Origin of the sequence: Kocuria varians, from assembly GCF_006539885.1 — a bacterium.
Lineage (GTDB): Bacteria > Actinomycetota > Actinomycetes > Actinomycetales > Micrococcaceae > Kocuria > Kocuria varians.
In genome coordinates this window covers 11315-31152 of the sequence record NZ_BJNW01000014.1, presented here as the reverse complement: position 1 = coordinate 31152, position 19838 = coordinate 11315, and the positions used below count along the sequence as shown (strand labels likewise).

Here is a 19838-nt window from a genome sequence, read left to right as displayed (position 1 = left end):
CGCGATCAACGGATAGCATGAGACGGACACGCCGCGGGGGGACACCCGCCGGCGCTACAGCGAGGGAGACCATGACCGATTACGCGCTCAACGACCGGGGATCCTTGGACGTCGTCACGGAGAACTTCTACGACACCGAGATCATGCGGGTGTTCGGCGGACTCTCCGCGGGGCGCGCCCAGACCTGGCACGGGCTCGCGGCGCTGGTCCCGGAACCGGACAACCCCTTCGACCCCCGCACCGTCTCGGTGCGCGTGGGAGAGAACAAGGTCGCGCACCTCAGCGCGCAGGACGCCCACCGCTACTGGCACCCGCTGTCCCGCGTGATCGCCTCCGGCTACACCCCCGTGGTTCCCCTCCACCTGGAGGCAGACCTGCTGCGGCAGGACGGCGTGGCGGAGGTGGACTCCCGCGCGGTGATCGACATCGCTCCCCCGGACCTGCTCTTCCCCCTGAACACCGCCCCCGCCCAGGCCGCCGTCCTGCCCCAGGGATCCTCCATCAAGGTCCTGGACGAGCAGGAGTTCGCCGAGTACCTGCACTCGATCGTCCCGGCCTCCGGCGAGGGCCGCGTGATCCTCACCCTGGAGGTCAACAAGGTCCGCAACAGCCACGGCGTCACCGTGGACACCGTGGACGTGCTCTACGAGCGCAAGCAGGTGGGCCGGCTCTCCACCCAGATGTCCGAGCAGTTCATCCCGATCATCCACTACGCGTTCGAGCACGACCTGCTGACCGCAGTTTGGGGGACGATTCGAGGATCTTCGTTCGAGGTGTCCATGACCCTGCAATCCGTCCGCGCCTCCGAGGTGCCGGCACAGTGGTTCGAGGAGCTCCCCAACGACGTCCCCGAGCTGCTCCCGGACGCCGAGCACTTCGACGTCCCCCCGGCCTACGTGGCGGTGGAGTCGGACCACGGCCGCAACGCCAAGAAGTGGCGCAAGGGCTTCGTGGCCGCCCACCCGGACACCCCCGCCCCCACCGGCGCGCGCGGTTTCGCCGCACGATTCTTCGGTGAGCGTTCCCGGGGCACGGAGCAGCGTCGCGCCGCCGCCTCCACCGCGGCCTCCCCGACCGACGCCGCCTCAACCGGTGCGCCCGGTGCGGGCCACGCTGGCGGCCCCGGCAGCACCGCGGCCCGCACCGCCACCGCGGAGGCCCCCGCCGCAGACGGCGGCGTGGCCGCGCTCATGGACGGCCACGACGGCGAACTGGTCCCCGCGGGCGAGACCCGCGAGGGCACCGGGACGCGGGCGGCGTCGTCGTCGGACGCGAAGACGCTGGTGGGCGGCATGACGCCGCTCGTGACGGGGCTGCTGGTGCTCACAGCGATCCTTGTGGTGCTGGGCGTGGTCCTGCTGGGCGTGGAGCCGCTGGCCACCACGCTCGTGCTCATCGTGGCCGTGGCCACGGGCTTCATGGCCGTCTACCTGCACCGCACACTGTAAGGGGCACTTCCACCCGTATGATTTCCCGCCGAGAACGGTTCCTCCAGATCGTCGAAGTGCTCACGAAGCACGGCTTCGGATTCGCCCTGGGTGGGTTGAAGCCCCAGTGGCGCGCTCCCCTGGCACGCGTGCGGCTCGTCGACCCGGACACCGTGCACTCCCAGCCCGAGCACCTGCGGATGGCGCTGGAGGAGCTCGGTCCCACCTTCATCAAGCTCGGTCAGCTCGCCTCCACGCGCCCGGACCTGCTGCCCCCGGGCTACTCCCAGGAGCTGCTGAAGCTGCAGGACCACACCCCGCCCATCCCCGTGGAGCAGATCCGGGCGATGATCGAGGCGGAGCCTGACACCGCGGCGGAGCAGATCCTCCAGCACATCGATCCCGTGCCCGTGGCCACAGGATCCATCGGCCAGGCCCACGCCGCCACGTTCGAGGGGCGCCAGGTGATCGTGAAGGTCCGCCGCCCCGGCGTCACGGACGAGGTCAACCGGGACCTGGAGATCCTCACGGAAATGGCCACCTGGGTCTCGCGCTACTGGACGGCCGCGCAGGACTACGACATCAAGGGCATCGTCGAGGAGTTCAGCGAGTCGCTGCGGGACGAGCTCGACTTCGTCCAGGAGGCCAAGAACGCGCAGCGCATGGCCGAGAACTTCATGGGCCACCCGCAGATCCACATCCCCGAGATCTTCTGGGACGCCACGACCTCCCGCGTGCTGACCATGGAGCGGATGTTCGGGGTCAAGATCAACAACTACGAGGCGCTCGAGGCGGAGGGCATCGACCGCCACCTGCTCGCCAAGGAAGCCACGGACGCCATCTGCAAGATGGTCTTCGAGGACGGCTTCTTCCACGCGGACCCCCACCCCGGCAACCTCTTCGTGGAGCCGGACGGGCGGATCGGGATCATCGACTTCGGGATGGTGGGCAACCTCACCGAGGAGTTCCGCGACCACCTCATCACGCTGCTGCTGGGCGTGGTGCAGAACAACCCGCGACGTGCCGCCACCGGCCTGCTGGGTCTCACGGACAGCGGCGAGCACGCGATCGCCAAGCGGGAGATCGAGAAGGACGTGGCGGTGATGATGCGCCGCTACGCCAACAGGCCGCTCGAAGAGGTGCGGGTGGGTGCCCTGATGGCGGACCTGATCTCCGTGCTGCGCCACCACAAGCTGCAGCTGCCCCGCCAGTCCGCCCTGCTGCTGCGCATGCTGGTCACGGCAGAGTCCATGGGCACGGGACTGGACCCCGGCTTCGACCTCGTCTCCTCCGTGAAGCCCTACGCGGAACGGTTCATCATGCAGCGGCTCTCCCCCGAGGTGCTGCTCAACCGCCTGCGCGCCACGGTGGAGGACGCCGTGCAGATGGGCGTTGACGTGCCCGAGTACGTCCGCCGGTTCATCCTGGTGCTCGAGCGCGGCGGCTTCGACGTGCACCTGCGCACCGACGAGCTGGAACCGCTGGTCAAGAGCAGCGCGAAGATCGGCCACCACGTGGTGGCCGGCGGCGTGATCGCCGCGACCATCAACGGCACCGCGCACATCATCGCCTCGGACCCCGAGCGCTGGCAGAAGCACCACACCGCGCTGATCGTGGGCGGCATGTCCACCGTGGGCGCGCTCAGCGGCTACCTGGCGGTGTCCTCCAACGTGGACCGGGTGCGCCACCTGGCCAGGGTGCTGCGGGGCAAGAAGGTCAAGAAGACGGTGCGCTGAGCGCTCGGGCCGCGGCGAGATCCTCCGTGGTCAGAGGCAGCGGGGCGCCCGCCGCGAACCGGCGCAGGGCGTCCGTGGTGGAAACTTGTGTGCGCCGCACGTACTTCAGCCCCGGCGTCTGCTGCGTGAGCGTGGCGTAGGCCAGCCCCGGCTGCTTGAGGTTGGCGACCAGTGCGCGCAGCACCGCCATGCCGTCCGGCTGCAGCAGCTTCTCCAACGGGCCCGACTCCACGGCCAGGACGGCGCGCCCCTGGTCGAACAGCTCGTAGTACGGGCCGAAGTCGTCCTCCACGTAGCGCACCGTCACATCCGGGTGGTTGGCGATGTAGACCCCGGCCGTCCCCACGCTGGTGAGCACGTCCGTGAGGTGGTCCAGCAGTGCGGTGACCGCGAGCTGGTCGTAGAAGGCCTTACGGCTGAAGAAGCGGTAGTCCTGGGTGGAGGAGGCGCGGACCTCGATCCGGAAGGTGGAGGGGCCCATCTGCATGATGGTGAAGTCCTGGGTGAACCCGGACAGCAGGTCCCCTGCGAAACCCAGTACGCGCTGCGTGAGCAGCTGCAGCCCGGTGAAGCTCTCGCGGGTCTGTGCCTGGGGAAGCGGCAGCTGCCGGCCCTCGGCGTCGCGGTAGGCCACGAGGACCGAGACCTGAGGGGTGCTGGATCGTGTCCCCAGCGGGTTGCGTGCCACGGTGCCCTCTTTCGGGTCACTGACCGATAAATGAACGTCTCGTTCCGCGGTCCACGGTGCTTGACTCCCCGTTCGACGGAACGTCGGTTACTGACGAGAAGTTTGCAAGCGTCAAATCCTGTATTCGTATGCACACAGTGTAAATGAGTCTGACTAGTGGAAACGCTCTGCGGGACACATATCGGTGTCAACACTATGGTGGACAGATGCCCCTGTGTCATGCCGTGTCACGGGAGGGGTCCCCCTAGACTGGTGACGAGCGGCCCCGGCCGCGTTAATGATCATCAGACGTGGTGCCGGTGCATTCTCGGCCCAAGACAAGGATGTTTCCCAGTGTTCACGATCATGCCGATCTACGGCACGCGCCCGGAGGCCATCAAGATGGCGCCCATCGTCAAGGTTTTGCAGGACAGCCCCGACTTCGAGTGCGTGGTCACGGTGACCGGTCAGCACCGCGAGATGCTCGACCAGGTCAACGAGATCTTCGGCATCACCCCGGACCACGATCTGAACATCATCCAGCCGCGCCAGACCCTCAACGGCGTGCTCACGCGCACCGTGGAGGGTCTCGACAAGATCTTCGCGGAGACTCCTCCGGACGCCGTGGTGGTCCAGGGCGACACCACCACGTCCACCGCCGGCGCGATCGCCGCGTTCTACCGGGGCATCCCGGTGATCCACGCGGAGGCCGGGCTGCGCTCCTTCGACCTCTTCTCCCCGTTCCCGGAGGAGGCGAACCGCAAGATCACCTCGCAGATCACGTCCCTGCACCTGGCGCCCACGAGCACCTCCAAGGAGAACCTGCTGCGCGAGGCCATTGCGGAGCAGGACGTGGTGGTCACCGGCAACACGGTGATCGACGCCCTGCTGCACACCGTGGAGCAGCAGCTGCCCTTCACCGATCCCCAGCTCGAGGAGATCGCCTCTTCCGGCAAGCGCGTGCTGCTGGTGACCACCCACCGCCGGGAGAACCAGGGTGAGGCGATGCGCGGCGTCGGGCGCGCCCTGGCGCGGATCGCGGACGCCGAGCCGGACCTCACCATCGTGCTGCCCGCCCACCGCAACCCCGTGGTGCGCGAGGCCGTGCTGCCCGCCATCGAGGGCAAGCCCAACGTGGTGGTCACCGAGCCGCTGGCCTACGGCGAGTTCACCCGCATGCTCTCCGTGGCGCACGTGGTGCTCACGGACTCCGGCGGGGTGCAGGAGGAGGCACCGTCCCTCGGCAAGCCCGTGCTCGTGATGCGCGAGAACACCGAGCGCCCGGAGGCGGTGACCGCGGGCACCGTGAAGCTGATCGGCACGGACGAGGAGCGCATCGTCACCGAGGTGGACCGCCTGCTCAACGACGACGCCGCCTACCGCGAGATGGCCAACGCCGTGAACCCCTACGGTGACGGCCGGGCAGCCGAGCGCTCCCTGGCCGCGATCGCCGAGATGTTCGGTGTGGGCGAGCGAATCGCGGATTTCGAGTCGCAGGCCTGACCTGCCCCCGCCCCCCCCGTCTCCCCCGCGGAAGGATCCCCCACCCATGCGCATGACCGTCATCGGCACCGGGTACCTGGGCGCCACGCACGCCGTGGCCATGGCCGAGCTCGGGCACGAGGTGCTCGGTCTGGACGTGGACCGTTCCAAGATCGATGCGCTGAACGCGGGGCGGGTCCCGTTCCACGAGCCCGGTCTGCCGGAGCTGCTGCGCAAGCACGTGGCCACCGGCGCGGTGCGGTTCACCACCTCGTACGGGGAGGCCGGGGCGTTCGGTGACGTCCACTTCATCGGGGTGGGCACGCCGCAGAAGCGCAACGGTCACGCCGCGGACATGACCTACGTGGACTCCGCGGTGGAGCAGATCGCGCGCGCCGCGGACCACGACTGCGTGATTGCGGGCAAGTCAACGGTTCCCGTGGGGTCCGCGGCGCGCCTGCGGGAGGTGGCGCGGGCGGCGTCGTCCCCGGGCGTGACCGTGGATCTCGCGTGGAACCCGGAGTTCCTCCGGGAGGGCCACGCGGTGGAGGACACGCTGCACCCGGACCGCATGGTGCTGGGTGTGGAGCACGACGACGCCGCGCGGCCGGCTCCCGGGGGCCGGCGCGCCGAGGCGGTGCTGCGGGAGGTCTATGCGCAGCAGCTGGCGGAGGACACCCCGTTCATCGTGACCGACTACGAGACCGCGGAACTCGTGAAGGTGGCCGCGAACAGCTTCCTGGCCACCAAGATCAGCTTCATCAACGCGCTGTCCGAGATCACGGAGACCGTGGGCGGTGACATCCGCACGCTCGCGGACGCGATCGGGCTGGACGAGCGGATCGGACGGAAGTTCCTCAACGCGGGTGTGGGCTTCGGCGGCGGCTGCCTGCCGAAGGACATCCGTGCCCTGCGGGCCCGCGCCTCCGAGCTCGGGCTGGACCAGTCCCTGCGGTTTCTCGCGGAGGTGGACGACATCAACCTGCGCCGCCGCGAGCACACGGTGCAGCTCGTCGTCCACGAGTGCGGCGGGACGCTGCACGGAGCGCAGATCGCGGTGCTCGGCGCCGCCTTCAAACCCGACTCCGACGACGTCCGCGACTCCCCCGCCCTGGACATCGCCGCCCGCCTGCACTCGATGGGGGCAGACGTGCGCCTCTACGACCCCCAGGCCAACGCCAACGCCGCACAGCGCTACCCGCGCCTGGACTACGTGGACTCGCTCGACGCCGCCGTCACCGGTGCACAGGTGACTCTGCTGCTCACCGAGTGGCGGGAGTTCCGGGACATGGACCCCCGCCGTGTCGCCCCGCTGGTGGCCACTCCCACGATCGTCGACGGGCGCAACGTGCTGGACCCGGCGGCGTGGCAGGATGCCGGGTGGAAGTATCTGGCGCTGGGGCGGCGGTCCTAGACAAAAGTGCCGAGGCCGCCGCCCTGAAGAGCGGGAGTGGTCAGCGCCACAGCCCCTTGGTGTCCACCACAGCCTTGCCTTTCAGCGCCGCGGCGGGCAGGGCCTTGAACTCGTCGTGGTCCACGAGCAGCAGGACCACGTCTGCACGCTCGATGGCGTCCTGGTACTCGGCGAACTCCACGTTGGGCAGACCCTGCAGGGCCTTCGGCAGCTCGGAGACGTTGGGCTCCACGGCCAGCACGGTCGCGTGGCTCACGTGCTGGGCGAGATCCTTGGTGATGTTCATGGCCGGGGACTCGCGCAGGTCGTCGATGTTCGCCTTGAACGCGAGACCGAGTGCCGCGATCACCGGGGACTCGATGTGCGAGCAGGCCTCCTCGACCTGGCGGATGACCCACTTGGGCTTGCCGTCGTTGACCTCGCGGGCCGTGCGGATCAGGTTCGAGTTCTCCCGGTCCGCGGCCACGATGAACCAGGGGTCCACGGCGATGCAGTGCCCGCCCACACCGGGGCCCGGCTGCAGGATGTTCACGCGCGGGTGGTGGTTGGCGAGCTCGATGAGCTCCCACACATCGATCCCCAGGTTGTCCGCGATCAGGGACAGCTCGTTGGCGAACGCGATGTTCACGTCCCGGAAGCTGTTCTCCGTGAGCTTGGACATCTCTGCCGTGACGTCGTCGGTCTCGAGCAACTCGCCCTCGCAGAAGGACGCGTAGACCCGCTTGGCGCGGCGCCCCGCCTCCGGGGTGCGGCCGCCGATGATGCGGTCGTTGGTGATCAGTTCCTCCAGCGCCTTGCCCGGCAGGATGCGCTCCGGGCAGTACGCGAAGTGCACCACGGGCTTGCCGTCCTCGCCGTCCAGCGAGAGATCGGGGCGCAGCTCCATGATCTTCGCGGCAAGTTTCTCCGTGGTGCGCGGCGGGGAGGTGGACTCGAGGATCACGGTCTCGTCACCTCGCAGCTGCGGGGCGATCGACTCCGCGGCGGACATGATGTAGGTCAGGTCCCCCTCGTGGTTCTCCTTGAAGGGGGTGGGCACGGCGATCACGAACGCGTCACCGTGCTGCATCTCGGTGGTGGCGGTGAGTCGGCCGCTGTTCACGGCCTGCTTCAGCTGCTCCTCCAGACCGGGCTCCACGATGGTGACCTCACCGCGCTGGATCCGCTCGACCGCCGAGGCGTTGACGTCCACACCGTGGACCCGCACCCCGTGGTTCGCCATCACTACGGCGGTGGGCAGGCCGATGTAGCCCAGCCCCACGAAGACGACTTCCAGCGGTTCACTCATTGACACACCTCATCTGCTCGTCACGCCGTCCGGTTCAGGCAGCGCGTGGTTCGTGCACTGGTCTGCAGGAACGCCGACGATCATACCGACCTTTGGGTTCCATTGTCCCCGAAAGGGACTACCGACCACGGAGGACGACGCCGCCGCGGCGCCGCGGCGCCGTAGTCCTCCGGAGAGGCGACGGCGCCCGGGCGGATTCCCTGCCCGGGCGCCGGATGTCACTGGCCCTGCTGGTCCAGCGACTGGACGTAGCTGTCCAGGGTGCCGTTCGAGATGGCCTTGCCGATCGCCTTCATGGCGTCCTCGTCGGCGACGATGATCGACTGGCCGTCCGCGGATGTTCCCACGCCCTTGTTGGGCACGGTGAACATGTGGATGTCGCTGCTACTGAGACCCACCAGTTGGGGCGCGCGCTGGGCGATCCACGTGGAGGTCAACCCGTCGCTCACGGTCAGGTACGGGGAGATCTGCTTGACCACCTCGTTGAGCTTCACGGGGTTGGAGACGGTGCCCGTGCTCAGCAGCTTGTTCATCATGGCCTGCAGGTAGGCCCGCTGGTTGCGCACGCGCTGGTAGTCGCCGTCGGAGAACGCGTAGCGCTCCCGCACGAACGCAAGCGCCTGCTCGCCGTTCATCTCCTGGGGGCCGGCCTCGAAGTGCTGCCCGCCCTGGGCGGTGAACGTCTCGGGCACGTTGACAGTCACCCCGCCGAGGGCGTCGGTGAGGCCCTCAAACCCGGCGAAGTCCACCATGGCCACCTCGTCGATGCGGGTGTCGAAGTTCTCCTCCAGTGTCTGGACCATCAGGGGCATCCCGCCCTGGTCCAGTGCCGCGTTGATCTTGGACTCGCCCACGCCGGGGATGTCCACCCACGTGTCGCGCATGATGGACATGACGTACATCTGCCCGCCGTCCTCCGGGATGTGCAGCAGCATGATCGAGTCCGCCCGGGAGCCGGTGACGTCCTTGTCCACGCCCTCGGGGCGCTTGTCCGAGCCGAGCAGCAGCACGGTGGTTCCGCTGTCCTCCGCGGAGCCCTTCGCGGGTCGGGAGGACTCGTCCGGGAACGCGTTGTCCAGGCTGGCCGTCCCGTTGTCGAAGTTGCGGCCCAGGTTCCACATGAACAGGCCCGCGGCCACGGCCAGGACCACCACCAGGGACAGCAGGACCAGGATGATGTTGCGCCCGGTGTGCTTCTTCCTCACCGGGCGGGGCTCGTGGGCGTCTGACTCGTACTGGGGCTGGGACACGTGGCTCTCCGGGGCTGGGGGGTCATCATCATGCGACGCTCACCCGATCCCTGGCTTCGGGATGCGGGCGGCATTCCGAAGCCAGGTGGAGCGGACGCAGTGGTGATTGCGTTTGCACATACTATTACGGCACCCGGTGAATCCACTCCTCGGTGCCGAACTTGTGCTCGATCAACTCCCTGGCCGCGGCGAGCTCGCTGTCTGAGACCTTACCAATCCTCGCCGCGTAGCGATCGGTGAAAGTGCGCGAGAGAGCGGCGATCACGTCCTCGCGCGCCATGCCCGTCTGGCGGCGCAGCGGGTCCACACGCTTCTTCGCGGAGCGGATGCCCTTGTCGGAAAGCTTCTCCTTGCCCACGCGCAGCACCTCGCTCATCTTCTCCGCGTCGATGTCGTAGCTCATGGTCACGTGGTGGACCATGCCCCCGTTGGAGAAGCGCTTCTGGGCCGCCCCGCCGATCTTGCCCTGGGGCGTGGCGATGTCGTTGAGCGGGACGTAGAACGCCTCCACGCCCATGTCCTTGAACCCCTGCATGACCCACGCGTCCAGGAACGGGTAGGAGTCCTTGAAGCTCATGCCGTCCACCAGGGTCTGCGGGATGTAGAGCGAGTAGGTGATGCAGTTGCCGGCCTCCATGAACATGGCCCCGCCCCCGGACACCCGGCGCACCACCTGCACCCCGTGGCGCGCGGCGGCCTCCGGGTCCACCTCGTTGACCACGGACTGGAAGGAGCCGATCACCACGGCCGGCTCGTCCCAGTCCCAGAAGCGCAGCGTGGGCCTGCGGCGTCCCGCGCCCACCTCCCGGGCCAGCACCTCGTCCAGGGCGAGGTTCTCCAGCGTGGGACGCACCTGCGCGGGGATCACCTCCCACTCGTGGTCCGTCCAGCTCGTGGCCCGGGCCAGGGCGCGGCGCACCGCGATCACGACCGCGCGGGCGTCGAAACCGAACATCACCGTGGCCGGTGGCAGCGCGGCCTCGATGCGCTCCCCCATCTCCTGGGGGGAGGTCTCCTCCGGCAGCCCGGTCAGCGCGGCGTTGATCTGCTCCAGCGCCTCGTCCGGCTCCAGGAAGAAATCCCCGTTGACGGACACCCGTTCCAGGCGCCCGTCCAGGACGTCGAAGTCCGCGACCACCAGCTTCCCGCCGGGGACCTTGTACTCACCGTGTGCGTGCGACGTGCCCATCAGCCGTTCTCCGTCTCGTCGTGGGGTTCGTCCCGATCGTAGGCTTCCCCGACGCCGCGCGGTACGGCCCCGATCACACCCGCAGCGCACGGGACTCGCCCCGCCGCACGCGCGGGCGTATGCTGGTGCCTTGGTGCCCGCTTCCGAGCGCACCGCATCCGAGCAACGCCGTGCCTGGCAAAATCCAGGCACCTACAGAAGGTTGACACCATGAAGGCTGACATCCACCCGGACTACCACCCGGTCCTCTTCCGCGACCTCGCCTCCGGCAAGGTCGTGCTGACTCGTTCCACCGCCACCTCCTCCAAGACGGAGACGTGGGAGGACGGCAACGAGTACCCGATCATCGAGGTCGAGATCTCCTCCGAGTCCCACCCGTTCTACACGGGCAAGCAGCGCATCATGGACTCCGCCGGCCGCGTGGAGCGCTTCAACCAGCGCTTCGCGAACTTCGGGAAGTCCTCCAAGTAGGTCGGAGCACCTCTCCCCCGGACGCCCGGTCCCACCGCACGGTGGGACCGGGCGTTCTTCGTGTCCAGCCCGCTGCGGGCAGGCTCCGGGCACGTTCCAGCTCCCTCCCGGGACCCGGCCCGTTCCTGCCCGTCCCTGGTTCATCGACACGTCACGACATCTCCGTGTGCATCGTCACCAAACCGTGATCTTCCCCTAGGATGGGACCGGCTCAATCCCCCCAGGCCACGACGATCCCCCCTTCCTCGCGTCGCGGTCACCGAAAGGTCTCCCCCCCACCGATGAACACACCCCTGTCACAGCGCTGCCCTCTGCACACTTCACACCGGCCCACCTCGGGCGGGTCCACTTCGCGCACCCGCCGCGCCACCGCGTCCCGGACGGGCGAGGGCTCGGCCCGCGCCACGCACGACGACGCCGCGGCGACCGCCGGCGCCCGGGTGGCCGCGGCGGCGTCGTCGCCGTCCGCCCTGACCCGCGTGCTGCGCCACACCGTGCTGCCCCTGGCCGTGACCGCTGCACTCGCGTTCTCCGCGCAGCCCGCCCAGGCCGCGCCCGAGAGTGGCCCCGAGGCCCCCGCGAGCACCGTGCCGAACGACCCGCCCAAGGAGTCAAACCGGGTGATCGTGAAGTTCCACGACACCGCCGCCGCCGAGGCGAGCAAAGAGAAGGTCGTCGAGCAGGCGGCCCGGGACGCGCTGAAGGCCAAGGCGCCGGAGGTCACCGACCGGGTGAAGACCACCGCCACGCAGGCGGACGTCATCGAGCTGGACCGTGAGCTGGACGAGACGGAGCAGAAGAAGGTCGTCGCCGAGATCGAGGCGGATCCCGCTGTGGAGTACGCGGAGGCGGACCGGCTGGCGTCCTCGTCCTGGATGCCCAACGACACCTACACCAAGTTCCAGTGGACCCTGCTGCCCAGCAGCAGCGGGGTGGACTTCCCAGGCGCGTGGGACCTCTCCCGCGGCAACGGGCAGACCATCGCGGTCCTGGACACCGGCATCACCTCCCACGGGGACCTCAACCCCAAGGTGCTGCCGGGCCGTGACTTCATCAACGACACCGCGCTCTCCCGTGACGGGAACCTGCGGGACGCCAACCCCCAGGACCAGGGCGACTGGAGTGCGGCCGGCGAGTGCTCCACGGCGGCCCGCACCTCCTCGTGGCACGGCACCCACGTGGCCGGCCTCGCCGCCGGCGTGACGAACAACGGCGTCGGCATCACCGGCGCCGCCCCGGGCGCGAAGATCCTGCCCGTGCGCGTGCTCGGCAAGTGCACCAACGGCTGGGTCTCGGACATCGCCGACGCCGTGACATGGTCCTCCGGTGCGGCCGTGGCCGGCCAGCCCGCGAACGCGAACCCGGCGTCCGTGATCAACATGTCCCTGAACTACCCCGGTGAGTGCGGGGCCACCATGCAGAACGCGATCAACACCGCCGTGAGCCGCAACGTTCCCGTGGTCGTGGCCGCGGGCAACAGCGCGGTCAACGCGGGCGGCACCGCACCGGCCAACTGCGGCAACACCATCGTGGTGGGTGCCTCGGACACCACCGGCCACACCGCGAGCTACTCCAACACCGGCGCGGTGGTGGACGTGCTCGCCCCGGGCGGCACCGCGCAGAACCCCATGCTCTCCACCATGAACGCGGGCACGAGCACGCCGGGTGCAGCCACCTACGGCAACCTCTACGGCACGTCCATGGCAACGCCCCTGGTTTCCGGGACCATTGCCATGATGAAGCAGCGCAACCCGTCGCTGTCCCCGGCCAGGATCGAGCAGATCATCACCTCCACGGCCAGTGGACCGCTCGGTTCCCTGAACCTCAACCCCGCGGCCGCCGTCCGTGCGGTGGCTCCCTCCGGGCAGGGCGCCTACTCCACCTCCGGAGGCATCGGCGCCAAGTGGCGTGCCACCGGCGGTGCCGCGACGTGGGGCAACCCCGTGATGAACGAGGCCGCCGCCGCGAACGGCGGGCGCTACCAGGAGTTCGTGAAGAACGGCCGGAAGGTCACCATCTACTGGAGCAGCGCGACCGGCGCGAACATCGTGGAGAACGCCACGGTGATCGGCAAGAAGTTCATCTCCGCGGGCCGTGAGCGCGGCTACGGCTACCCGGCCACGGGCGAGGCCCGCGTGCGGGGCGGCTCCTACCAGGTCTACCGCAACGGTGCCGCCACGACCAAGGTGCTGTGGAGCAGCGCCTCCGGGACCCACGCGGTCAAGGAGAGCGGCGCCATCGGGGGCGCGTGGAAGAAGGCCGGGCTTGAACGCGGCTGGGGCTGGCCCACCACGGACGAGTACACCGTGAACGGCGAGGTGCAGCAGCGCTTCTCCAACGGGGTGACCGCCCACTGGACCCACCAGCGCGGGCTGTGGACCACGCGCTGATCCGGTAACTGCCTGAACGACGACGGCGGGCGGTCCCTCCTGGGGGCCGCCCGCCGTCGTCATCTGCCATCGTCGGCGTGTGCCGGGAGCGCGCTACCGCGGTCGCGTCTCCCAGAACGCTACGGCACTCGCGGCGGCCACGTTGAGGGAGTCCACCCCGTGGCTCATGGGGATGACGACGTGGCGGTCCGCGTGGTGCAGCGTGGCCGCGGAGAGCCCCTGGCCCTCGGTGCCCAGGATCAGCGCGAGCTTCTCCGGGTGCTGCGCGGCGAGCTCGTCGACGGTCACGGCGTCCTCGGACAGCGCCAGCGCGGCCGTGAGGAAGCCTGCGTCCTTGACCCGCTGCAGGTCCGCGGTCCAGTGCTCCAGGCGCACCCAGGGCACCTGGAAGACCGTGCCCATGGATACCCGCACGGCCCGCCGGTAGAGGGGATCCGCGCAGCGCGGGGTGACCAGGACGGCGTCGACGTCCAGGGCCGCCGCGGAACGGAAGATGGCGCCCACGTTGGTGTGGTCCACGATGTCCTCCAGGATCGCCACGCGCCGTGACGCCGCGAGCACCGATTCGAGGTCCAGCGGCTCCGGGCGGTGCATGGCGGCCATGGCCCCTCGGTGCAGGTGAAAGCCGGTGATGCCCTCGAGCACCTCGTCGGAGCCCACGTAGACCGGGACGTCGTAGCGTTCGAGCACGTCCGTGAGGCCGTCCAGCCACTTCTCCGCCATGAAGAAGGAGCGGGGTTCGTGCCCCGCGTCCAGCGCACGGCGCAGCACCTTGGAGGACTCGGCCAGGTAGAGCCCGCGCTCCGGTTCGAGCTTGCGGCGCAGGGAGACGTCCGTGAGTCCCGTGTAGTCGGCCACGCGCGGATCGGCGGGGTCCTCCAGGCAGACGATGCGTTCGGACAGGGGTGCGGGAGAGGTCACGGGGTTCCTGAGTCGACGGAGCAGGACGGGTTGTGCGAGGCGGCGCAGGACGCGCGCACAGGGGCGTGCCACGCGGCACACCAGCGCCCGGCGAGAGGGTTCAGAACAGCTTGGAGACCATGTTCGCCAGGGCCACGAGTCCCAGGAGCACGATCACGGTGCGCAGCGCCACGGGCGACATCCGCTTGCCGATCTTCGCGCCGAGCCACGAGCCCACGGTGGAGCTCAGGGCGATGAACAGCACGACCCACCAGTTGATGCGGTCGAAGGCGAAGAAGACGTAGGACAGGGCCGCCACGATGTTCACGGCGGCCACGAGTGCGTTCTTCACGGCGTTGGCCGACTGCAGGGGCGCCAGCAGGAACACCCCGAGGATGCCCACGAGCAGCACGCCTTGGGCGGCCACGAAGTACCCGCCGTAGATGCCGGCCAGGAAGACGAGCAGGTAGAGGACTGCCGGCTGCCGGGCGCCGTCCGCCATGTCCACGGTCCCGGGGGACGACGACGCCGCAGCGGCAGTGCCGCCGGAAGTCGCCGCGGCCACGGGGTTGCTGCCCGCGGGCACCCCACCCGCCGCCGTCGTACGCGGGGCGCTCGCCACGGCGTCGTCGGCCTTCTCCCCCGCCGTCACCGGTGCCTGACGCTGCTTGCGTGCGCGCACGGCGGCCTGCAGCCGGGGCTGGAATACGACGAAGAGCAGGGCGACCACGATGAGGAACGGAGCCGCAATGCCGAAGACCTCCTCGGGAAGGTGCAGCAGCAGGTAGGCGCCGATCACACCGCCCACGAGCGAGCACGGCAGCAACTTCAGCAGCGTGCGCTTCAGGCCCTTCAGCTCGCTGCGGTAGCTCCACGCGCCGGTGACGTTGCCGGCGATCAGTCCCATGGCGTTGGACATGGACGCCGTCACCGGGGGCACACCCAGGGTGACCAGCACCGGGAAGGTCACGAGCGTGCCGGAGCCCACGATCGTGTTGATCGTGCCGGCCCACAGACCCGCGACCAGGATCAGGAGGACCTGCCACCACTGGAAGCCCATGGCGCTGCCGGACCCGAAGAGCTCGGCAGGAAGCATTGCGGAGGGAACTGCCACCATGGGGGCGCTCAGCCCGCGAACGCGGCGAAGCGGTTGGCCACGCGCACCAGCTTGAGGGGCATCCCGAACGTCTCCGAGAGGTTCTGCTGCGTCATGACCTCCCCCACCGGCCCGGCGGCCACGATGGCACCGTCACGCAGCAGCAGCGCGTGCGTGAACCCGTCCGGGACCTCCTCCAGGTGGTGCGTGACCATGACGATCGCCGGTGCGGCCTCGTCCCGGGCGAGCTCGTCCAGGCGCTGCACGAGCTTCTCGCGACCACCCACGTCCAGACCCGCGGCGGGCTCGTCCAGCAGCAGCAGCTCCGGGTCCGTCATCAGGGCACGTGCGATCAGCACACGCTTGCGCTCGCCGTCCGAGAGGGTGCCGTAGCGGCGGTCGTGCAGACCCTCCAGGCCCCAGACCCGCAGCAGCTCCTCGCTGCGCTCCACGTCCGCGGAGTCGTACTCCTCACGCCACCGCCCGGTCACGCCGTAGGCCGCCGTGAGCACCACGTTCGCCACGGTCTCCGCGTGCGGGATCTGACCCGCCAGCGGGCCGGAGCTCACGCCGATGCGCGGGCGCAGCTCGAAGACGTCCACCGCCCCCAGGATCTCGTCCAGGATGTCCACCATCCCGCGCGTGGGGTGCAACCGCGCCGCGGCAATCGAGAGCAGGGTGGACTTGCCCGCCCCGTTGGGCCCCAGGATGACCCAGCGCTCGCCGTCCTGCACGGTCCAGTTCACGGCGTCCAACAGGGTCTTCTCGCCGCGGACGACCGTGACGTCCACCAATTCCAGAACTGAACTCATGAGGGCAACTCTAGTGCCCGGGCCGTGTCCGGTCGCAGTCCGGCGCACCGACGCCCCAGGTCACCGCGTCCGCCACCGGGCTGTCCACGGGCTCAGGGACCCCGAGTTCAGAGACCCATGAAGAAGCGCAGGGCGTCCAGGTTGGGGATGTTCAGCTGGGTGTCCGCGATCTCCCGCAGTGCGGGCTTGGCGCGGTAGGCCACGGAGAGCCCTGCCAGGCGGGCCATGTCGATGTCGTTGGCGCCGTCCCCCACGACCATGACGTCCTCGGGGTCCACGGCGAGCTCGCGCGCCCACTGCTCGGTGAGCTCGGCCTTGGTCCGGCGGTCGACGACGCGTCCGGTCACGCGTCCCGTGAGGACACCGTCCTCGATCTCCAGGGTGTTCGCGGCCGCCCGGGTCAGTCCGAGCGAGGCGGCGAGCGGTTCGAGCACCTGCTCGAAGCCCCCGGAGACGGCCGCGACGGCGTGACCTTCGCGCAGCAGGGTCTGGACCAGCACCTGGGCGCCCGGCGAGAGCCGCACGCTGCGGGCCACGTCCGCGATCACGCTCTCGGGCAGCCCCGCGAGCACCTCCACGCGTCGGCGCAGGGACTCCACGAAGTCGATCTCGCCGCGCATCGCGCGCTCGGTGACCTCGGCGACCTCCGCCTCCCGCCCGGCGTGGGCGGCGAGCAGCTCGATGACCTCCTGGCGGATCAGCGTGGAGTCCACGTCCAGCACCACGAGCTTGCGGCGGGAGGGGTCCATCCAGGTGCTCTCGAGGGCGTTGAGGTCCAGTCCGGGCAGCAGCTGCTGCTGCGGGTCCGGGCGCAGCGCGTGCCGCAGCCGGGGCAGATCGTCCGTGCGCACGTGCACCGTGAGGGCGTTGTAGCCCTCCACGTCCGTGGCCTGCTCGTCCGAGGCGCTGCCCGTGACGCGCACCCAGTTGTGGGACTCCACGGTGGCCCCGGCGCCCGCCACGAGCTCCAGGACGGCGGGAGTGGATTCCTCATCCGGGGTGGCGGTGAAGGCGACGACGGCACAGTGATCGGACATGGCCGCAGTGTACCGGCCGGTGGGAACGGGGCACAAAGGCGGGGGCCGCCACCGTCCCGTGTGACGCCGCCGCCGGGGCAGGGTTCCGGGGCGTTCCCCCGCTCGTTGCGCGGCCGGCCCGGGCGGTGAGGCGCGCCGCCCTAGCCGCCGAGCGGCGTCGTCGTGCCGGAACGACGCCGGATCAGTCCACGGGCGCCGCACCGGCCCGGTGACGGCCGGGAGTGCCCACGCGCGAGGGCCACCACGAACGCGGACCCATGTCCAGCACGAGTGCGGGGACCAGCAGGGAGCGGACCACGATGGTGTCCAGGAGCACACCGATGGTCACGATGATCGCCAGCTGCACCAGGAACAGGATGGGCAGCACGCCCAGTGCGGCGAACGTGGCCGCCAGGACGATCCCGGCGGACGTGATGACCCCGCCCGTGGTGATCAGACCCGCGAGCACGCCGGCGCGGTGGCCCACCGAGACCACCTCCTCGCGCACCCGGCTCATCAGGAAGATGTTGTAGTCGATGCCCAGCGCCACGAGGAACACGAAGCTGAACAGCGGCACCGTGGGATCCGCCTGGTTGATGCCCATGAGGGTGAAGACCAGGGTGGCCACTCCCAGGGCCGCCAGGAAGGAGAGCACGGTGGTGGCGATCAGCAGCACGGGCATCAGCACGCTGCGCAGCAGGACCACGAGGATGAGCAGGATCACGGCCAGGATGACCGGGATGATCAGAGCGCGGTCGTGCTCGGAGGCGGCGATGGTGTCCACCTGGACGGCCGTGGTGCCGCCGATCCTCGCGTCCGGTGCGTCAGCGGCGAGGTCCTCCCGCAGGCGCTTGACGGTGTCCTGCGCCTCCTCGGAGTCTGAGGCGTGCGTGAGGGTCGCCTGCAGCAGCACGTCCCCGTGGCTCTGCGTGGGCTTCACCCCGGCGAACGGGCCGGCCTGCGGGGTCGGGTAGGGCAGCGTGCCGATCGGGGAGTCCTTGGCGGTGAAGGCCACGGTGTCGACGTCGTCGTCCGCCGCGAGGGTCGAGGCGGACGTCTCGGCCTGGTCCTCGGGAACGAGCACGTACACCGGGTCCCCGGAGCCGCCCGGGAAGTGCCGCTCGATGGTCGCCAGACCGTCCCGGGCCTCGGACTTTCCCGTGACGAACTCGGACTGCGGCACGCCACCGGCGTCCAGCTGGGTGGCCCCGACCGCCGCGCCGGCCAGCAGGACGGTGCACACGATCCACACGGCGCGGGAGCGGCGGTCCACGAGCCGGGCGACGGCGGGCCAGAGCCCCTTGTGGTCGTAGGGGTTCATGGCCTCGTCGTGGGACTCGGGGTTCTCGTCCACTCGAGGCATCTTGGGCCACAGCGCGGCGCGTCCGAAGATCGCGAGCAAGGCGGGCAGCAGCGTGAGCCCGGCGAGGACCGCGAAGACGACGCCGATCGCGGTGGCCGGGCCCAGCCCACGGTTCGAGGTCAGCTCGGAGAGCAGCAGGCACAGCAGGCCCGCGATCACCGTGGTGCCGGAGGCCAGGACGGCGGGCACGCTGCCCTTCCACGCCACGAGGGTGGCGGTCCAGCGCGACGGCGTGTGGTGCAGGGCCTCACGGAACCGTGCGGTGTAGAGCAGCCCGTAGTCGGTGGCCGCCCCGATCACGATGATCGAGAGGATCCCCTGGGTCTGCCCGCTGAGGTCGATCACCCCGGCCTGCGCCAGCGCGTACACGGTGATGATCGCGCCGCACAGCGCCGCCACGCTGGTGAGCAGCACGAGGAACGGCAGCAGCGGCGAGCGGTAGACGACCACGAGGATCACGAGCACCGCCACGAGGGCCACGAGCAGCAGCAGACCGTCGATGCCGGAGAACGCCTGGGAGAGGTCCGCCACCAGACCCGCTGGTCCGGAAACCGCCACGGTGAGACCGTCGGGAATGTCGGAGTGAAGGCGGTCGCGGATCTCCTCGACCACGTCCTTCGTCTCGGCCTGGGAGTCCACGAGCGCGACGACCTCGACCGCCTCACCGTCCTCGGAGGGAATGGGCGGGGAGACCTCCAGGACCCCGTCGAGATCCTTCAAGGATCCGGCGAGGGACGTGATCTTCCCCAGCTGCGCCTCGGAGAGCTTCTCCCCGGACTCCACGACGACGATCGCCGGCAGCCCGTCCGAGTCCTGGAACTCCCCCAGCCGGTCCTGGACCTGCGTGGCCTGGGACGAGACCGGAAGGAAGTCCGACTGCGAGTTGGACACCACGTCCGAGATCTTCCCGAAGGTCGTGCCGCCCACGCCCATCACGGCGAACCACGCGAGCACGAGCACCACGGGCACGAGCCACCGCACCCAGCGGCTGCTCTCCCGGGCGGGCACGGCCTCGGCGGCGCCGGGCTCGCGCTCCGCGCCGGTCCCCTGCTCCGGGGTGGTCACCGTCCCCTCGCGCTCGCCGGATCGGGGTGCGGGTCTGCTCGGCATGGCTCACCTTCGGGGGTCTCGGTTCGTGGACGACCGCTCCGTGCAGCACGCACCGGCCCTGACGACGCCCCACCGCCGGTTCGGTGGCGCGGGTCACCTGCTGGTCATCGTACGGGTGCCGGTGACCCCGGCGCGTGACCGTGGACTTGCGGCGGGCAGCGGGCCATCAGATGGCGCCGCCTCGAGGGCAGCGTCGTGCTCGGCCCTCCGGCACGGGAACGATGTGG

At 69.8% G+C, this 19838-nt stretch carries 15 protein-coding genes; 6 read left to right on the top strand and 9 right to left on the bottom strand.

Features of this window, described 5'->3' with window-relative positions:
- Positions 1 to 71 precede the first annotated feature (71 nt).
- Together KVA01_RS08505 and KVA01_RS08500 are read left to right on the top strand one after the other, a co-directional pair.
- The gene (locus tag KVA01_RS08505; RefSeq protein WP_141269765.1) at positions 72 to 1448 is read left to right on the top strand and encodes a hypothetical protein; all 1377 of its coding nucleotides are present in this window, start codon (positions 72 to 74) and stop codon (positions 1446 to 1448) included.
- A gap of 17 nt (positions 1449 to 1465) precedes the next feature.
- On the top strand, positions 1466 to 3163 hold the full coding sequence (locus tag KVA01_RS08500) for an ABC1 kinase family protein (protein ID WP_068470188.1): 1698 nt from the start codon (positions 1466 to 1468) through the stop codon (positions 3161 to 3163).
- Here the strand turns inward: KVA01_RS08500 and KVA01_RS08495 are convergent.
- Entirely contained in the window at positions 3144 to 3851 is a 708-nt protein-coding gene (locus tag KVA01_RS08495; RefSeq protein WP_068470184.1) for a hypothetical protein, read from the bottom strand. The two genes, KVA01_RS08500 and KVA01_RS08495, sit on opposite strands and share 20 nt — an antisense overlap.
- A 345-nt stretch (positions 3852 to 4196) precedes the next feature.
- Between KVA01_RS08495 and wecB the strand changes: the two genes are divergently transcribed.
- Both wecB and KVA01_RS08485 read left to right on the top strand, forming a co-directional pair.
- Positions 4197 to 5333 carry a non-hydrolyzing UDP-N-acetylglucosamine 2-epimerase gene (gene wecB, locus KVA01_RS08490; RefSeq protein WP_068470253.1) on the top strand — a complete coding sequence of 379 codons (1137 nt, stop codon included), beginning with the start codon at positions 4197 to 4199 and terminating at the stop codon, positions 5331 to 5333.
- Positions 5334 to 5379: 46 nt separating this feature from the next.
- The gene (locus tag KVA01_RS08485) at positions 5380 to 6726 is read left to right on the top strand and encodes a UDP-glucose dehydrogenase family protein (RefSeq protein ID WP_141269761.1); all 1347 of its coding nucleotides are present in this window, start codon (positions 5380 to 5382) and stop codon (positions 6724 to 6726) included.
- A 40-nt stretch (positions 6727 to 6766) separates the two neighbouring features.
- On the opposite strand, the gene wecC is transcribed toward KVA01_RS08485, so the two are convergent.
- From wecC to lplAB, 3 genes are all read right to left on the bottom strand, one after another.
- Positions 6767 to 8014, bottom strand: coding sequence for a UDP-N-acetyl-D-mannosamine dehydrogenase (gene wecC, locus KVA01_RS08480; protein ID WP_068470980.1), 1248 nt, complete (start codon positions 8012 to 8014; stop codon positions 6767 to 6769).
- 218 nt (positions 8015 to 8232) lie between these two features.
- Complete coding sequence (locus KVA01_RS08475; protein ID WP_068470979.1) at positions 8233 to 9264, bottom strand: LCP family protein; 1032 nt, start codon at positions 9262 to 9264, stop codon at positions 8233 to 8235.
- Between the two features lie 124 nt (positions 9265 to 9388).
- Positions 9389 to 10453, bottom strand: a complete 1065-nt coding sequence (gene lplAB, locus KVA01_RS08470; RefSeq protein WP_068470977.1) for a lipoate-protein ligase LplAB — start codon at positions 10451 to 10453, stop codon at positions 9389 to 9391.
- A 210-nt stretch (positions 10454 to 10663) separates the two neighbouring features.
- Here lplAB and KVA01_RS08465 point away from each other — a divergent pair, with 210 nt between their 5' ends.
- The gene (locus KVA01_RS08465) at positions 10664 to 10924 is read left to right on the top strand and encodes a type B 50S ribosomal protein L31 (RefSeq protein WP_055083062.1); all 261 of its coding nucleotides are present in this window, start codon (positions 10664 to 10666) and stop codon (positions 10922 to 10924) included.
- Positions 10925 to 11205: 281 nt separating this feature from the next.
- Entirely contained in the window at positions 11206 to 13314 is a 2109-nt protein-coding gene (locus KVA01_RS08460) for a S8 family serine peptidase (RefSeq protein WP_233438817.1), read from the top strand.
- A 93-nt stretch (positions 13315 to 13407) separates the two neighbouring features.
- Here KVA01_RS08460 and KVA01_RS08455 read toward each other — a convergent pair whose 3' ends face one another.
- From KVA01_RS08455 to KVA01_RS08435, 5 genes are all read right to left on the bottom strand, one after another.
- Positions 13408 to 14235 carry a TrmH family RNA methyltransferase gene (locus tag KVA01_RS08455; protein ID WP_068470975.1) on the bottom strand — a complete coding sequence of 276 codons (828 nt, stop codon included), beginning with the start codon at positions 14233 to 14235 and terminating at the stop codon, positions 13408 to 13410.
- Between the two features lie 100 nt (positions 14236 to 14335).
- Positions 14336 to 15274, bottom strand: a complete 939-nt coding sequence (locus tag KVA01_RS08450; RefSeq protein WP_233438826.1) for a sulfite exporter TauE/SafE family protein — start codon at positions 15272 to 15274, stop codon at positions 14336 to 14338.
- 65 nt (positions 15275 to 15339) lie between these two features.
- Positions 15340 to 16122 (bottom strand): ABC transporter ATP-binding protein, encoded by a 783-nt coding sequence (locus tag KVA01_RS08445; RefSeq protein WP_068470974.1) that lies wholly within the window; start codon positions 16120 to 16122, stop codon positions 15340 to 15342.
- Between the two features lie 107 nt (positions 16123 to 16229).
- A complete protein-coding gene (serB, locus tag KVA01_RS08440) occupies positions 16230 to 17159 on the bottom strand; it encodes a phosphoserine phosphatase SerB (RefSeq protein WP_141269757.1) in 930 nt (309 codons plus the stop codon).
- Positions 17160 to 17340: 181 nt separating this feature from the next.
- Entirely contained in the window at positions 17341 to 19611 is a 2271-nt protein-coding gene (locus KVA01_RS08435; protein WP_141269755.1) for an MMPL family transporter, read from the bottom strand.
- Positions 19612 to 19838: the final 227 nt, after the last annotated feature.

Excerpts from the sequence above, each read along its gene's own strand:
- KVA01_RS08505 (WP_141269765.1), top strand. The coding sequence starts at position 72 with ATGACCGATTACGCGCTCAACGACCGGGGATCCTTGGACGTCGTCACG.
- KVA01_RS08500 (WP_068470188.1), top strand. The coding sequence starts at position 1,466 with ATGATTTCCCGCCGAGAACGGTTCCTCCAGATCGTCGAAGTGCTCACG.
- wecB (WP_068470253.1), top strand. The coding sequence starts at position 4,197 with ATGCCGATCTACGGCACGCGCCCGGAGGCCATCAAGATGGCGCCCATC.
- KVA01_RS08485 (WP_141269761.1), top strand. The coding sequence starts at position 5,380 with ATGCGCATGACCGTCATCGGCACCGGGTACCTGGGCGCCACGCACGCC.
- wecC (WP_068470980.1), bottom strand. The coding sequence starts at position 8,014 with ATGAGTGAACCGCTGGAAGTCGTCTTCGTGGGGCTGGGCTACATCGGC.
- lplAB (WP_068470977.1), bottom strand. The coding sequence starts at position 10,453 with ATGGGCACGTCGCACGCACACGGTGAGTACAAGGTCCCCGGCGGGAAG.
- KVA01_RS08465 (WP_055083062.1), top strand. The coding sequence starts at position 10,664 with ATGAAGGCTGACATCCACCCGGACTACCACCCGGTCCTCTTCCGCGAC.
- KVA01_RS08460 (WP_233438817.1), top strand. The coding sequence starts at position 11,206 with ATGAACACACCCCTGTCACAGCGCTGCCCTCTGCACACTTCACACCGG.
- KVA01_RS08450 (WP_233438826.1), bottom strand. The coding sequence starts at position 15,274 with ATGGGCTTCCAGTGGTGGCAGGTCCTCCTGATCCTGGTCGCGGGTCTG.
- KVA01_RS08445 (WP_068470974.1), bottom strand. The coding sequence starts at position 16,122 with ATGAGTTCAGTTCTGGAATTGGTGGACGTCACGGTCGTCCGCGGCGAG.
- serB (WP_141269757.1), bottom strand. The coding sequence starts at position 17,159 with ATGTCCGATCACTGTGCCGTCGTCGCCTTCACCGCCACCCCGGATGAG.
- KVA01_RS08435 (WP_141269755.1), bottom strand. The coding sequence starts at position 19,611 with ATGCCGAGCAGACCCGCACCCCGATCCGGCGAGCGCGAGGGGACGGTG.